General features: G+C 59.9%; 12 protein-coding genes and 1 pseudogene. 4 read left to right on the top strand and 9 right to left on the bottom strand.

Features of this window, described 5'->3' with window-relative positions; translation table 11 throughout:
* Positions 1-36 precede the first annotated feature (36 nt).
* From ASD50_RS11400 to ASD50_RS11370, 7 genes are read right to left on the bottom strand one after another with little or no spacing between them, the layout of a single operon-like run.
* The gene (locus ASD50_RS11400) at positions 37-1542 is read right to left on the bottom strand and encodes a M81 family metallopeptidase (RefSeq protein ID WP_056240787.1); all 1506 of its coding nucleotides are present in this window, start codon (positions 1540-1542) and stop codon (positions 37-39) included.
* Complete coding sequence (locus ASD50_RS11395; protein ID WP_082549618.1) at positions 1539-2519, bottom strand: oligopeptide/dipeptide ABC transporter ATP-binding protein; 981 nt, start codon at positions 2517-2519, stop codon at positions 1539-1541. Before ASD50_RS11395 ends, ASD50_RS11400 begins: the two co-directional genes overlap by 4 nt.
* The gene (locus ASD50_RS11390; RefSeq protein ID WP_056240780.1) at positions 2512-3480 is read right to left on the bottom strand and encodes an ABC transporter ATP-binding protein; all 969 of its coding nucleotides are present in this window, start codon (positions 3478-3480) and stop codon (positions 2512-2514) included. The genes ASD50_RS11395 and ASD50_RS11390 overlap by 8 nt, the downstream gene beginning before the upstream one ends.
* 9 nt (positions 3481-3489) lie before the next feature.
* Positions 3490-4365 carry an ABC transporter permease gene (locus ASD50_RS11385; RefSeq protein ID WP_056240777.1) on the bottom strand — a complete coding sequence of 292 codons (876 nt, stop codon included), beginning with the start codon at positions 4363-4365 and terminating at the stop codon, positions 3490-3492.
* Positions 4362-5288, bottom strand: a complete 927-nt coding sequence (locus ASD50_RS11380) for an ABC transporter permease (RefSeq protein WP_056240774.1) — start codon at positions 5286-5288, stop codon at positions 4362-4364. Before ASD50_RS11380 ends, ASD50_RS11385 begins: the two co-directional genes overlap by 4 nt.
* 38 nt (positions 5289-5326) lie before the next feature.
* Complete coding sequence (locus ASD50_RS11375) at positions 5327-6907, bottom strand: ABC transporter substrate-binding protein (RefSeq protein WP_056240769.1); 1581 nt, start codon at positions 6905-6907, stop codon at positions 5327-5329.
* Between the two features lie 22 nt (positions 6908-6929).
* On the bottom strand, positions 6930-7841 hold the full coding sequence (locus ASD50_RS11370) for a MurR/RpiR family transcriptional regulator (RefSeq protein ID WP_056240766.1): 912 nt from the start codon (positions 7839-7841) through the stop codon (positions 6930-6932).
* A gap of 100 nt (positions 7842-7941) precedes the next feature.
* On the opposite strand from ASD50_RS11370, the gene menC reads away from it, so the two are divergent.
* Together menC and ASD50_RS11360 are read left to right on the top strand one after the other, a co-directional pair.
* Positions 7942-9081, top strand: coding sequence for an o-succinylbenzoate synthase (gene menC / locus ASD50_RS11365; RefSeq protein WP_244484494.1), 1140 nt, complete (start codon positions 7942-7944; stop codon positions 9079-9081).
* The gene (locus tag ASD50_RS11360) at positions 9078-9794 is read left to right on the top strand and encodes a GNAT family N-acetyltransferase (protein ID WP_082549598.1); all 717 of its coding nucleotides are present in this window, start codon (positions 9078-9080) and stop codon (positions 9792-9794) included. The genes menC and ASD50_RS11360 overlap by 4 nt, the downstream gene beginning before the upstream one ends.
* Positions 9795-10176: 382 nt before the next feature.
* On the opposite strand, the gene ASD50_RS11355 is transcribed toward ASD50_RS11360, so the two are convergent.
* The gene (locus tag ASD50_RS11355; RefSeq protein WP_056240762.1) at positions 10177-11853 is read right to left on the bottom strand and encodes a winged helix-turn-helix domain-containing tetratricopeptide repeat protein; all 1677 of its coding nucleotides are present in this window, start codon (positions 11851-11853) and stop codon (positions 10177-10179) included.
* A gap of 89 nt (positions 11854-11942) precedes the next feature.
* Here ASD50_RS11355 and ASD50_RS23095 point away from each other — a divergent pair, with 89 nt between their 5' ends.
* Complete coding sequence (locus tag ASD50_RS23095) at positions 11943-12218, top strand: hypothetical protein (RefSeq protein ID WP_156465039.1); 276 nt, start codon at positions 11943-11945, stop codon at positions 12216-12218.
* A 105-nt stretch (positions 12219-12323) separates the two neighbouring features.
* Here ASD50_RS23095 and ASD50_RS23690 read toward each other — a convergent pair whose 3' ends face one another.
* Positions 12324-12512, bottom strand: coding sequence for a hypothetical protein (locus ASD50_RS23690; RefSeq protein WP_210168931.1), 189 nt, complete (start codon positions 12510-12512; stop codon positions 12324-12326).
* Between the two features lie 584 nt (positions 12513-13096).
* Here ASD50_RS23690 and ASD50_RS11340 point away from each other — a divergent pair.
* A pseudogene (locus tag ASD50_RS11340) lies at positions 13097-14589 on the top strand (pyridoxal phosphate-dependent decarboxylase family protein).
* The last annotated feature ends 204 nt before the right edge of the window (positions 14590-14793 follow it).

The raw sequence follows: 14793 nt of genomic DNA, 5'->3' as shown, positions 1-14793 counted from the left end.
ATCGCATCAGAAAACCGAAGCGTTCCAGCACCTTTGCTAGAGCGTGACGTCCCGATCGAGCGGAAATATCGGGCGCGGCACGTTGCGATAGTGGCGGCGGTGATATTGTGGCGTCGACAACGCGCCGCTGTCGCAGACGATGACGCGGCCAGAAATCGGTTCGAAAGCAGCGCGAAAATGCTGCATGGATTTCAGCCCGATGACCGATTTCTCCGCTGGCATGATTCCGAACGCCTTGAACTGTTGCTGGTCCAGCATTTGCGAATTGCCGCTCACGACCAGCACATCGATTCCGTCGATGCGCAGAACGGCCGTCGGGCCGAAGCTGTGATGCAGGCCGCTGATGATAGGTCCATCCCCGATGAACCGGCCATCGCTGATCAGGCGAATTTCACCTTCGACCTCAAGCGGTCCGCCGCCGAAAGCCGGATCGTTTTTGCCACCGAGCCGTAGCTTCACCCGATCCCCTACCTTGTGCGCGGTGAGTTGGGCAGCAGCTTCGGGATCGATCATCGGACCGAAGGCCGCATTCTGCAATCTGGCATCCAGCATCGCCTTTAGCAGATTGGTCGCGTCGCCATAGGCGCCGGACCCAGGATTGTCGGAATAATCCGCAATGATCAGCGGGCCTTTCGATGCGTCGAAACCGGATGCGATGGCGGCAGCTTCCTCCACTTCGAGGTAGCGGTTCTCGCTGGCGAAGCGGGACTCCCAGATGGCATCCGAAAGCTCTTCGGCCATACTACGGGCGCGCGCTTCGACACCGGCAATATTGCGGTCATAGGTAACGAGCACGGTTGGCCCGACCTCCCTGATGTCGGCGTCCGAAAAGCCCGCGTTAATCGAAACGGCGTGAATACCCGGCTCCATCTCGAAAATGCGGGCGCGCTCGTAGACGGCGACCATCGGGCCGGCGTCGGAGCGGCCGGCATTGATTTCATCAAGCATGGGCCGATGCGCGCGCAAGGTCGCCGGGTCGATACGGCCGCTCATCGTTTGCTCAAGAATTCGCCCGGCCTGCAATCCGCGCTCGCGCATATCGATATGCGGATAGGTCTTGTACGACACGATGATGTCCGCCAGTTCGCACATTTGCGGGGTGGCATTGGCGTGAAGGTCAAGCACGATGGCGATCGGCATGTCCGGCCCGACGATCGCGCGCAGGCGCGACAGCAACTCGCCCTCGCCGTCTTCGCAAAAATCCGGCACCATTGCGCCGTGCAGGCCAAGGAGTATGCCGTCGAGACTGTCCTTTTCGGCGCGCGCTGCATCGCAGATCTTGCCGGCGATATGGTCGAAGGTTGCCCGCGCCACGCGGGCACCGGGCCCCGCATGAGCGCTGATGACGTGCTGCATGTTCCAGCCAGCTTCACGCGACGCGTCGAGGAAGCCGGCCAGTTCGGTATTTGCACTACCGTATGCGGCAATCGCGGCCTCGCCCTCGGCCAACGCTTCCGCCTCGAAATCGGCAAGCATGGTGGCACCCTTCTTGAACGTGTTGCTTTCATGCTGGAACTCGGCTGTCAGCACATGCTTGCTCATGATGGCTCCTTCTCGTCGGCGACTATGGGATGAAAGCAGGCTGCGCGATGCCCGCTTGCGTGCGTTGTCAGGGTCGGCCGCTCGCTGAGGCAGCGTGATGATGCGCGCGAACAGCGCGCCGCAAAGGCACAACCCTTGGGGAGATTGAAGGCGGAAGGGATTTCACCGGTCAGCGATGCGAGATGCCGTCGTTTGCCGGGATCGGGACTGAACGTGCTGTCGAGCAGCGCGCGCGTATACGGATGGCGCGGCTCGGTGCTCGGAGACGGAAGCTCTTCGACCACGGCGCCCAGATACATGACGATGATCCGGTCGCAGAAATAGCGTACCAGGCCGAGGTCGTGCGAAATGAAGAGGTAGGTGAGACCGAGATCCTGCTTCAGGTCCTGAAGCAATTTTATGATCTGCGCCTGAATGGAGACGTCGAGCGAAGCCGTGGGTTCGTCAAGCACGAGCAGATCAGGCCTAAGCGCCAGCGCCCGGGCAACACCCACCCGCTGGCGTTGACCACCCGAAAGCTGGTGCGGATAGCTGCGCGCAATTTCCCCGGCAAGGCCGACCTGATCGAGCAGTTCAGCGATCCGCCCCGGCGGAAGCGCTTCGCCCTGCACGGCAAAGGGTTCGCCCACAACCTGCTCGATCGTAAAGCGTGGGTCGAGCGAGGAGTAAGGGTCCTGGAACACCATCTGCATGCGCCGGCGCGCCCGGCGCAGATCACGTGGCGCAAGCTTGCCGAGATCGACACCGTCGAAATGCACGGTCCCTTGGGTCGGCTCCAGCAGACGCAGTACCAGCCGCGCCAAAGTCGACTTTCCGCAACCGCTCTCGCCGACCACGCCGACCACCGATCCACGGCTGACGCCAAGGCTGACATCGCGCACCGCCGTCATGCTACGGCGCGGCGCGAACAGGCCCGCGCCGCTGTCGAAGCGCTTGGTAAGCCGGTCAATAACCAGAAGGTTGGCGGCATCAGCCATGTCGTGCGTCGCCATTGAGCGGGAAATGGCAAGCAACCGCACCGCCCGGCAACGCCGTTGCGGCAGGAACGCTCGCCTCACATACCGACTGACGCCCGATACAGCGCGGATGAAACCGGCATCCGGAAGGAAAATGCGCCACGGAGGGCACGGAACCGGCGATCCCGGTCAGGCTGCCGCGTGCCATGCCGTCCTTGGGAATGCAATCGATCAGCGCGTGGGTGTAGGGATGGGCAGGCGCTGCAAACAGCGATCTCACGCCCTGTTGTTCAGCGAGCCGGCCGGCATATAGGACCGCGACCCGGTCGCAGCATTGCGCCACGACACCCATGTCGTGAGTAATCAGCACAAGCGCCAGCCCGCGTTCCCGAACCAGCGAGGTGAGCAGATGTATGATCTGCGCCTGAACAGTCACGTCGAGCGCGGTTGTCGGCTCATCCGCGACGATAAGGTCCGGCTCGCCGGCGAGCGCCATGGCGATGACCACCCGCTGTTTCATGCCGCCGGAGAGTTGATGTGGATACTGACGATAGATCGTGGCGGCTTCCGGTATGCGCAACTGCGTCAGGATTTCGATTGTCCGGCTGCGGGCGACGTCCGCCGGCAGACCGAGATGCAGCCTTGCCACGACATCGACCTGTTCGCCGACCGGTTGAAGCGGGTCCAGTGCCGTCATCGGATTTTGGGTGATGAAGGCGATCCTGCGGCCCCGGAACTTGCGAAGCCTGTATTCGTCCAGCCTGGTCAGGTCGGTGTCGTCGAAGCGGACGGCTCCAGCCGTCACGCGCGCTCCGATCAGCGGCAACAGGCCGGCAATTGCCAAGGCGGTCAGCGACTTGCCGGATCCGGATTCGCCGACCAGTCCAAGGATTTCGCCTCTATCCACCTCGAAAGTGATTTCTTCGAGCAATGTGAGCCGGCCGATACCTACCGACAGCCGATCGACCTCAAGAAGCCCCATGACGGTTCCTCATTCGACTCTCGGTCGTGAACGGACATCGAGCCCGGCGATCAGCGCATCGCCGAACAGGTTGATACTGACGACGGTGATTGCGGCTGCAAGGCCCGGAAAGATGATGATCCATGGCGCCTTGAACAACAGGGCTGTGCCCGACGACATCATTGCGCCCCAACTCGGCGTCGGCGGTTGCGCGCCAAGGCCGAAAAAGCCGAGCGTCGCCTCCAGGATAATTGCATCCCCGGTAGCCAGCATGCCGCTTACCAGCACCGGCGTGATCGCGTTCGGCAGGAGGTGTCGAAACAGGATGTGGCGATGCGAGGCGCCAAGGCCCGATGCAGCTTCGATGAATGTCTCGGACTTGATGGCCATGACCTGCGCGCGCGTCAGGCGTGCGAACTGCGCCAGATAGGCAACGGTGATGGCAACCATTGTGCCGGTTACCCCCGGTCCGATGATTGCGACCAGGATCAGCGCCACGAGGATTTCCGGGAATGACCAACTCAAATCGATGACGGTCGTAATCATGCGATCAAGGCGTCCGCCGAAGTATCCCGCTGCTGCGCCCAGCACCATCCCTGCCAACACCGATAGACCGATGGAGATGACCGAAACCGAAAGCGAGATGCGCGCGCCGTACAATATGCGGGTGAGAAGATCGCGGCCGAACTCGTCCGTTCCCAGCCAATGCGACAGGCTGGGCGGGCTGTAGGCAGCACTCAGTTGCTGGATATCGTACTCATAGGGTGTGAGCAGATGGGCAAAAATGGCCGCCAGGGCGAGCAGCACCAGCCATCCGCCGGCTATTGCGCCGGTCTTCGTGCGGAAAGCCCTGGCGAAAAGGTTGTCGCGCAAGGCCGGGCGGGCGGATGACGCGGCGCCTGTCATTTGAGGTTCGCCCTTACCCGTGGATCTATTGCCGCCTGAAGGATATCGCCCACGAGCGTTCCCAGCATCACCGCCATGGCAAGCATGAGCAAGCAGGCCTGGACGACCGGATAGTCGTGCTGGTTGAGCGCCTTGATCAGCAAGGTGCCGAGGCCCGGACGGGCGAACACGACCTCGACGGTAACTGCACCGCCAAGTATCCAGCCAATCCGCAACGCCAGTATCGTGACCACTGGCGTCAGCGCGTGGCGCAGCACATGGCGCAGCCTGATACGGGACGGCGACAAGCCTTTGGCGTGCAAAAGCAGAACGAAATCCTTTTGCGCAGCTTCGATCATCGCAATGCGCGTAACGCGTACGACAAGAGCGGTGCCCGCCAGCCCGATGGTCATCACAGGCAGAACGAGCGAAGACCAGGTCCGCGCCCCCGAGACTGGAAACCAGCCAAGCACGACCGAAAACAGCAGGATCATGAGCAGGCCGAGCCAAAAGGTCGGCAGGGTCGAGCCGAGAAGCACGCCGCCCATGATGGCTTGGTCAATCGGGCCATCGCGGTAGCGCATGGCGACCGCCCCGAGAACGATACCGGCCCCCGCCGACACCAGCAATGACAGGCCACCCAATGCCAGCGAATGCGGCAGCGCCTGCGCGATCAATGTGGAAACGGGCCGTTGCGCGACGATCGCGGTTCCGAGGTCGCCGCGCAAAAGGCCCGCCAGCCAGATCAGGTATTGCTCCGGCAAGCTGCGGTCCAGCCCATAGCGCGCGACAATAGCCGCGCGCTGTTCGGGGCCCGAGCCGATCTTGATGAGGTTGTCGACAGGGTCTCCCGGGATCAGATGGATGATCAGGAAAATAACCACCGACACCGCAAGAAAGACCGGCACCAGCATCAGAAGCCGTCTGACTATATATGCGGTCATTGCGGCCCCGCTCTGTCCTCTTTTCGCCGTTTCGCGCTCTACTCCTTGACCGTCATGTCCATGAAGGTCACGGGACCTACTTCCGTGCCGTGGATTTGTTCAGGCAACACCAGGCGGTCCTTGTTGTAGGCAACGTTGACCGTTGGCTGGTAGATCGGCGCCAAGGGAAACTGCGACAGGACATATTCGTGATAGGTCTTGAAGTTGGCCTGCCTCTGCTCGCTGTTGGCCGAGCCCGACATGGCTTTCTTCCGCAGTTCCTCGGCTTTCGGATCGTTGAACATGGACGTGTTGGGATAGCCCAGCCTGTCGCCACCGAAGAACCAGTCGACGATGTCGGCATTGTTCCATTCGTAGGAGCGAACGGCCAACTGCTGTTTGCCGGACTTGTACTGGTCACGTATCGAGGAACTGTCGAAAGAGGTGATCTCGGCATCGATACCGACCGCTTTCAGCTGCGCCTGCACGACTTCCGACAGGCGGCGGAACGACGTGTCGCTCTGTGTCCACAAGGATACTTTCAGCGGAGCGCCGTCCTTCGCCCTTATTCCGTCATCGGCCATTTTCCAGCCGGCCTCGTCGAGCAGGGTCTTGGACCGCTCGGGATCGTATTTGACGAGATATTTCGGATCGACTTGCGATTCCGGCAAGGCACTGATGAGGAACGTGTTGGCGACGGCGCCGACGCCGCCATAAATCGAATCCAGTATCTCCTGCTGGTTGATGGCAAATGCCGCAGCCTCGCGGACCTTGATGTCGGTGAACGGAGCCGAGGTGACGTTGATCGACATGTAGGCGACTTCACTGCCGGGCAGCGTCAGGACGGTTATGTTCGGCTCCGACTTCAACTCGCCCATGAAATCGGTAGGCACGCCCAGAAGCATGTCGACGCCGCCGGTCTTGAGTTCCAGGAAGGCGGTCGATTCCTCAGCGATCTCGCGAAACGTCAGTTTCTGGATCTTGGCCGGACCGGTGTTCTTCGACAGCGGCGATCCCCAGGTATAGGCATCATTGCGCACCAGCACCGTCTCGGAGCCGACGTTGAAACTTTCCAGCTTGTAGGGACCCGTGCCGATCGCTTCCGTCACGCCGAACTTGTCGCCCAACGCCTTGTAGGCCTTTGGTTCCGGAATGGCCATGAAGGTACTGGACAGATTGTACAGCAGGTTGGGGTCAGGGTGCTTCATGGCGAACTTGACGGTGTAGTCGTCGACAACCTCGACCTTGTCGATCGCCTCGCTCATGTAGGCGTTGTCGCTTTCCTTGAACAATTCAAGCCAGGCTGGAATGGTCTGCGCGTTGAATGGTTCGCCGTTGTGGAAGGTAACGCCCTTCTTCAGGTGGAAAACCCAGGACATGCCATCAGCCGCTTCCTCCCAGCTCTCCGCCAGATGCGGATGAAACGACAGGTCCGCATCCTGTTCCACCAGCATGTCGTAGATGAGACCGGTCGCGGCGTTGAGCATCGACGCCTTGATCGGATTGTAGGTCGGCGCGCCGACTTCGTTGGTATTGAACACGATGGTCGCTTCCTGGGCGAACACTGCGGGAACCGCAGCGCACAAGCCCGCAAAGCATATGCCGGCCGCAAGCGCGGCCTTGGCCAACAACTTCCTCATTGCGGTAGTCCTCCCTCTTTTTTCAGTCCTGTTTTTGCGGTGTCCTCTGGATGCCGGTATGGCCGACGAACTCGTTGTAGAGCGACGATATCCGAGCCATCCGTTCCTCCACGCCGGCACCGAGTTCCTTGAAGACGCCGCTGACGATCAAGCCGACCAGGCTCGACATCGCCGATGTCGTGTCCCAGAAATTGTTGAGATCGGTCTGCACGACGAATACTTCGTCAGCGTTGCCATGCGCCCAGTCGCAATAGGGATCGGTGATCAACGTGACGCCGATGCCTGCTGCTTTTGCTTCCACGGCAAGACGTTGAGTGAGGCGCGAATAGCGTCGGCCGTCTATCAGGACCAGGGCTGTCGACCTTGGGTCAGCGAGAAGGATCTCTGCAAAATGCCCACCGGCAAGATCAGCAAGATGAACGCCGGGGCGCAGGTACTGGAGATTGTGGACCAGCTGCGCCGCATGACCGCGCTCGGTCTGGAAGCCGGCAACATATACCTCTTTGCATCTGGTCAGGCGCTCGACCGCGCGGGTGAAGTCTGCCGTGGCGGCCACTTCGTAAACGGCGACGACAGCCGCGATCTCTTTCTCCAGAGCGTGCGCCAATTCTGTCGCACCCTCGAGGCTTCGCGCATGGAAGTCGCGCAGCCGATCGCCGATCAGCCAGGCCGTGTCGCCCAGGTCGGCCTGTAGCCTCCCCTTCAGGTCCTTGAAATGACGATAGCCGATGGTCCGGCAGTAGCGGCCGATCGAAGCCTCGCTTACGCCGACCTTCTGCCCAAGCGAGGCTGCGGTTTCAAAGGGAAGGCTCTGGAGGTTGCCAAGGATGTAGTTGGCAATGGCGCTTTCAGTCCTGGTGGCTTTACCAAGACTTGCCTTCAGGCGCTGAACCAGATCGGACGGCGCTTTGTCCAGATCGATTTCTTGCTTCATCCGGCAACGATGACAGAAAGATAGCATACCGTCAATGTTGCAAGAAAACTAGAAAACTCGTAGCTTGACCGGCATGGCAATCACGGAAGCAGAACCTTCTATGCTGCGAACCTCCCCTTCAGGCACAATGGCGCCGATACGGATCGACCGCGCGGAACTGAGGCTGGTTCGCCTGCCTCTCTTGGCGCCGTTTACGATCTCGACCGGGACGATGGTCGACAAAACCTTTCCACTGCTCATCCTCTATGGCGACGGTATCGAGGGTTACGGTGAAGCCGTCTGCGATCCGTTGCCTGACTACCTGGATGAAACGATCGCCGGAACGATGGCGCTGCTGCGGGATGTGCTTCTGCCGCAGATGGTAGGCGCCAGCTTCGAAAGTCCCACAGCTCTGGAAAAGCTTCTGCTTCCCTGGCGCGGCCACCAAATGGCCAAGGCTGCCGCTGAAATGGCGTTCTGGGACTTGTGGGCCAAGTCGCTTCGCTTGCCGTTGAAAACGCTGCTCGGAGGTACTACCGACAGTGTGGCGGTGGGTGTTTCCCTCGGCATCAGGACAATCGACGAAACCGTCGAACGGGCCTGCAAGCATCACGCCCTCGGCTACAAGCGGATCAAGCTGAAGATCATGCCGGGTCACGACCTGGCGCTGGTTGATGCAGTGCGCAAGGCATTGCCCGACGCCAGCCTGAGCGTCGATGCCAACAGCGCCTATTCATTGGCCGATACTGCCACCCTACAAGCGCTCGATGGCGCCAATCTCGAATATATCGAACAACCGCTCGCCTGGGACGACATTCACGACCATTCCACGCTGCAAGCGCAACTGCGCACACCCATCTGCCTCGACGAATGCATCCGCAGCGTCGCCGATGCGCGCAAGGCGCTGCAACATGGAGCCGCGCGGATCATCAACATCAAGGCGGGGCGGGTCGGCGGCCATCTTGAATCGCGCCGCATTCACGACATCGCAGCCGCCTGGGGAGCCCCGGTCTGGTGCGGCGGCATGCTGGAAGCAGGCATCGGCCGCGCCCACAACATCCACCTTTCCACGCTGCCCAACTTCCGCAAGCCTGGCGATACTGCAAGCTCAAGCTTCTATTTCGCCAGGGACATCGTCAATGAACCGCTTGAAGCGACCAACGGTCTGATGCCAGTACCTGAGGGAGCCGGAATTGGCGTCACGCTGGATTGGAAATTCCTCGACCAAGTGACGGTCGGCAAGGAGACGTTTGCGGCGTGAGCACCGTTGAATACCGCGAGCTCTCCGGCATGGAGGAGTTCTCAGCAGCCGAGGGACTGCAACGCGAGGTTTGGGGCAAGGGCGACAAGGAAGATCCCGCCGACCTCATGATGGTCATCCAGCAAGAAGGAGGACTGGTTGGCGGCGCTTTCCTCGACGGCAAATTGACCGGTTATGTGTTCGGGTTTCCGACCAGGGACCCCGGGATCCAGCACTCGCATAGGCTGGCCGTTCATCCTGTCGCGCGCGGCGGAGGCATCGGCCTGGGCCTGAAGCGCTATCAGCGGCAATGGTGCCTGGAGCGCGGCATCACTCTCGTGCGCTGGACCTTCGATCCGTTGCGGCATGCCAACGCCTACCTCAACATCGGCAGGCTGGGCGCCGAGGCATCGGTTTATTACAGCGACTACTACGGCACGATGGGAGGCATCAACGCAGGATTGCCATCCGACCGCCTGCTTGCGGAATGGCATATCGGCTCCGAGCATGCGGGTCGCCGCGCAAACGACGAGCTGGGCGCGTACCCGGTTTGCGACCGGGCTGGTCCGCGCGTCACGATTCCAGCCGATTTCGACACCCTTTTGGCAAGTGATTCCGGCACGGCCCACGCCGAACGCCTGCGCGTACGCGATACGCTGACGCGGCTCTTTGAAGACGGTTACGTCATCCGCGACTACGACAAGGCCGCGTGCGCCTACCTGCTTTCCGGTTAAACGGAAGCTCTGCGGGCATGAATTGTCATAGGCGAATTTCGTTACAACCCACGATTTATCTAGCCATCAGGCCAACCGAAATAATTGCGCCTTGCTAACAGGGAAAATTGTTTGAATCTGCGGTGGCCGAGCGAATAGCCAACTTGGCGATGCCGCAATTTCCGTGACTGAAACTCATTCCAGGCGCCGGCCTCGAGCTTACATGCCTGAGTTTGAAAAGATTTCTGGCGCACCGGACGAGATGAAAATGGGCACCGCTATGTCATTGTCGCACCTATGTTTCTGAGATCAGGGCTCAGACTGAAAAGCCCTTCTTGGGCAATCGGGGCGCATAACACGATAGCTTGACCGGTTTTCAGCCGGACCGCATGCGGAAAGCCGTTCACTCCGGCAGGCCAGCGATCCGCATGTGTTCGATCCAGCGGTCGAGGCTTCCGGGCGCGGTCCAAATCTTTTCCCACTCCCTGCGTTCCTTGCTGATGGACTCGCCGGCTGAGTCTTTGAGAAAAACTGCCAGCGCTTCCTTCGCCTCCAGCTCGTTTCCCAGACAAGCGTGGATGCCCGCGAGCATTCGCTGTGCGCCGTTCGGAATTCTCGACATTTTGCGCATCGCCGCCAGCGCCGCCTCGCAGTCGTTCTTTTCCCAGAGCGCCCAGCCCATCTGCCAGTGAAACCAGTCAGGGTGGAAAGGATCGATGCCCTTGGCGTGCTCGATCCGGTTGATCGCTTCATCGGTGCGGCCCACATAGAGCAGCGCGTCCGTGCTGCCGACAAGGATGTTCGAGTTGCTGGGGTTGAGGGCGATCGCCTGGTCGAACCGTGCAAGCGCCTGCTCCATCTCGCCGGCTTCGGTATGGATGCGGGCGCGGACATGATGCGCCTCGGCATCATCCGGCGCGATCAGGATGGCCTTGTCCGCATACTCGGCGCCGCGCTTCAACGCTTCGTTCCGGTCATACTCCTGCTCACGCCACCCGAAGACCGCATCAAAGCGATAGGACCAGGCCAGCCCGATATAGCCGAACTGGGCGTTCGGATCCGCTTCGACCGCCTTGCGGCTCAATTGCCGCAGTTTTTCGCTTCCCGCGGCGGAATTATCTTTGCGGATCTCGGCGACCCCCGTCAGGTGATAGTGAAGCGCACTGACCTGCGCGGCATCACTTTCCGGCAGGGGGCGCTCGATCCTGCGTCCGACCCGATCCGCAAGCGTGCGGATGATTTCTTCCTGGACGACGAACAGATCGCCGATCTCCCGGTTGTAGGTATTCGCCCACAGATGCGATCCGTCGCGCGCATCTAGCAACTGGGCGGTCACTTTCAGCCGGTCTCCGTTCTTCTGCTGGCTGCCTTCGAGCAGGTAGTCAACACCGAGCTCGTCTCCGATCTTCCGGACGTCGAGCGACTGGTCGCGGTATCTGAAACTCGAGTTCCGCGCGATGACGGCATAGGTCTTGCTGCGCGACAACTCGGTGATGATCCCTTCGGCAACGGCATCGCTGAGATATCCCTCGTCCGCGGTGGTACTCATGTCTTCGAAGGGAAGAACCGCAATCCGGGGCATGTCGCTGAGACGAACCGGGGCGGCCCGCCATATTTCCGCGCCGTAGTATGCGCCGATCGCTGCCGCAACGAGAACGAGTGCAGCCAGAATGAAGCCGCGTTGCGAGAACAGTGTCTTGGCGCGTTCCGGGCCGGCTGCGGCGTTTGGGTCAGCCGCACCCAATGGATCGGCATTCAGCCGGTAACCTCGCTTGGGGTGGGTTTCCACGATCACGTGCTCGTGGTCGCCCAACGCGCGGCGAATATCGGCAATGCATTGAGTGAGGCTGTCGTCGGTCACGAAGGTATCGGGCCAAACCGCCTGCATCAGCGCGTCCTTGGACACGATCTCGCTCGGTCGCGCCGCAAGCACGGAGAGCACCTCGGCCGACTGGCTGCGAAGATCGACCGCTTGGCCTTCGACGGTTTGAAGTTCTTTGCCTTTCGTCAGAAAGACAAAACCGCGGAACGTGATCGTTTCAGCATATTTCAGGTCAATTTCGGGAGCCTTTCGGGACATTTCACCCTCCTGGCGCGCTTCCTAGTTTAGCCAATTCGGCCGCCGCTTCCAAGCGACCCTGCCAACACCGGATTGGGGTGGAGGAAGACATGGAACGTACCAGGCCCATCATCGCTCTTGCTCTTGTTCTGGCAGCGCAAACGGCTGCGAAAGCAGACCCCCAATCTGTGAATGCAACCGCGCATGTGATTTCTCTCGTCTTGGTCGATGGTGGCATCGAGCAGCGTCGGGAACGAAAGTCCTTCGATACGATCGAAAACTGTCACGCCTGGAAGCATGAGAAGGATTTTCTTCCGCCGCATCCACCTGCTTTCATTTCTTTCGTATACTGTACGCAAACATGGGCGACGCTCGCATCATCCTGAGCACGATGATTGAGGGACGTTTCGCGGGGTGCGCGGTACGAGTTGAGGCGGCGCCCCAGCGAAGAACTGCAAGATTCCAGAAATTTGGATATTCGCTTATGCGCATCATGGAATGTTCCCAACGCCCGTTACATGGCGCGGCGTGAGTTCGAGGCCACGCATGTGGCCTCTGGCGATGCCATCCGCACCTTTGAGGATAATGCCCTGCCAATCATCGAGGCCGGAAGAGCTGTGCTTGTCGATATGGACCATGAACTCGATGACGAAGTGTGGCTGGAGCCGACGCCTGGCCACCCCTTAGGGCACGTGGCCGTGGCACTGAGATCTCAGGGTTAGGGGTCGTGTTTTCCGGCGACCTCATGCTTTGGCCGATGCAAGGCATGTACCCGGCTGGAATTTGCTGTGGGACACGGACCCTGAGCCGGCCCGTCGGACGCGGTGGGCGTTTTTGGACGCATGCTCGGATAATGGCCGCATTGTCATGACATCGCATTTTCCTCTGCCGTCGGCGGGAACTATCTCGCGACGCCAGTCATCATTTCGCTTTAGTGATTGTCAGCCGCGGTAATCGCCCTGTTTGCATAGCGAGAACGATGGCGTGGCGAACCCGATGCGCGCGAAATGACCAATCCGTGACCAAGACCGGCAAGCCGCGGCATGTTAAACTGGAAATGGCGCACCGGTCAGGATGAAACTGGGTACCGCTATGTCATTGTAGGTGCGTTGTAATTTCATAGGCCTGTGATCCGATAGTGCTTCGATGATCCGGCGATTGCAAACCGCCCGTGGCCGCGTTCGTCGATCATCCGGAAGTCCGATCAGCTAGATTCCATGACAAGAAACGAATACTATCTCGACGTCAGCAGAGAGGCTCCCGGATGAGTAACTTAGCGGAAGACCGCGGTATGTCTGCCGAAGAAACACTTGATCCAGCCAACTGGTCAGATGTGGAGGCGCTGGCGCACCAAATCATGGCCGACGGGGTTGGCTATCTGCGTGGTGTCCGCGACCGCCCAGTTTGGCGGGAGATGCCTGCGGAAGTAAAGGCATTTTTCACATCCCCGTTGCCGCAATCGCCGGCTTCGCTGATAGATGTCTATCGCGAGGTGGCTGAGAACGTGATGCCCTATCCTATGGTAACGTCCATCCGCGTTTCTGGGCCTGGTACATGGGGGCGAGCAATTTTACCGGGGCGTTGGGAGATTTTTTGGCCGCCGTCCAGGGCTCGAACGTTGGTGGCGGAAACCATGCCGCCACATTGGTGGATCAGCAGGTGGTGGGCTGGTGCAAGGAGATGGTTGGCTTTCCTGCGTCCGCGAGCGGCACGTTGGTGGCCGGCGGCTCGATGGCCAATATTATCGGCCTGACCGTGGCAAGGAATGCGAAGGCGGGCATCGACGTGCGTGAGCACGGTGTGGCTGCCGTGGAAAAACCCTTGCGCTTCTATGGTTCTGATCAGGTTCACAGTTGCCACCGCAAGGGAGTGGAGGCGTTGGGGCTAGGAAATCGGGCCCTACGACGCATTCCAACGGATACCGCATTGCGAATTGATCTAGCTGCATTGCGGGCAGCTATCGCCGAAGACCGTGCCGCGGGATTCAAACCTGCCTGCGTGATCGGAACGGCCGGGACAGTCAATACCGGCGCCATCGATGATTTACATGCCCTCGCGGATCTGGCGGAAGACGAGGACCTCTGGTTCCATGTCGATGGCTGCATCGGCGCTTTGATCACCATCGCCCCGTCGAATGCCCATCGCGTTGCCGGCATTGAACGCGCCGATTCCGTCGCGCTCGATCCACACAAATGGCTGCATTCGCCAATCGAAGCCGGTTGCGCCCTCGTCCGAGACGCCACAGCACATCGCAACACATTCGCGGTTACACCTGAGTATCTGGAGATGACGACCCGCGGCCTTGCATCGACCAATTGGCTTTCGGACTACAGCCTGCAGACCTCGCGCGGATTCCGGGCGCTAAAGGTCTGGATGGCTCTTAAGGAGCATGGCATCGAGAAATTTGGTAGGCTGATCGACCAGAACATTGAACAGGCTCACTATCTCTCTGCATTGGTTGAGGCAGAACCTCTTTTGGAACTGGTCGTGCCGACAAACATCAGCATCGTCTGCTTTCGCTATCGTGCAGACGGAATGGGTTCCGGGGATCTGAAGGCGCTCAACATCGAAATCATGCTGAGATTGCAAGAAGAAGGTATCGCAGTTCTCTCGGATACGACGGTTAATGGCGAACATTGTCTACGAGTTGCGATAGACAATCACAGAACGCGGCGCTGTGATCTTGACCTGCTGATCCGGGAAACGGTCCGCATCGGGGATGAGATTGTGAAAGAATGCACGACTACTATCGCCTAAGTAGCGACGCAAAAGCTATCCTCCAGCGCCTCATGGATTCAGGCAGCGACTGAACGTCTGCAAATGAACAACAACCATCCACACCGTCAGGCTGGGACGAAACATATCCAAGGTAATTGAGCGAATTCGAATCTTGTCCGGTGAAATGGCGCGCCGGTGAGGATGAAACTGGGCACCGCTATGTCATTGTAGGCGCTCTATAAT

Origin of the sequence: Mesorhizobium sp. Root552 (assembly GCF_001427285.1) — a bacterium.
GTDB lineage: Bacteria > Pseudomonadota > Alphaproteobacteria > Rhizobiales > Rhizobiaceae > Mesorhizobium.
The sequence above is the reverse complement of the archived record's forward strand: the minus strand, read 5'-3'. Positions and strand labels throughout refer to the sequence as shown.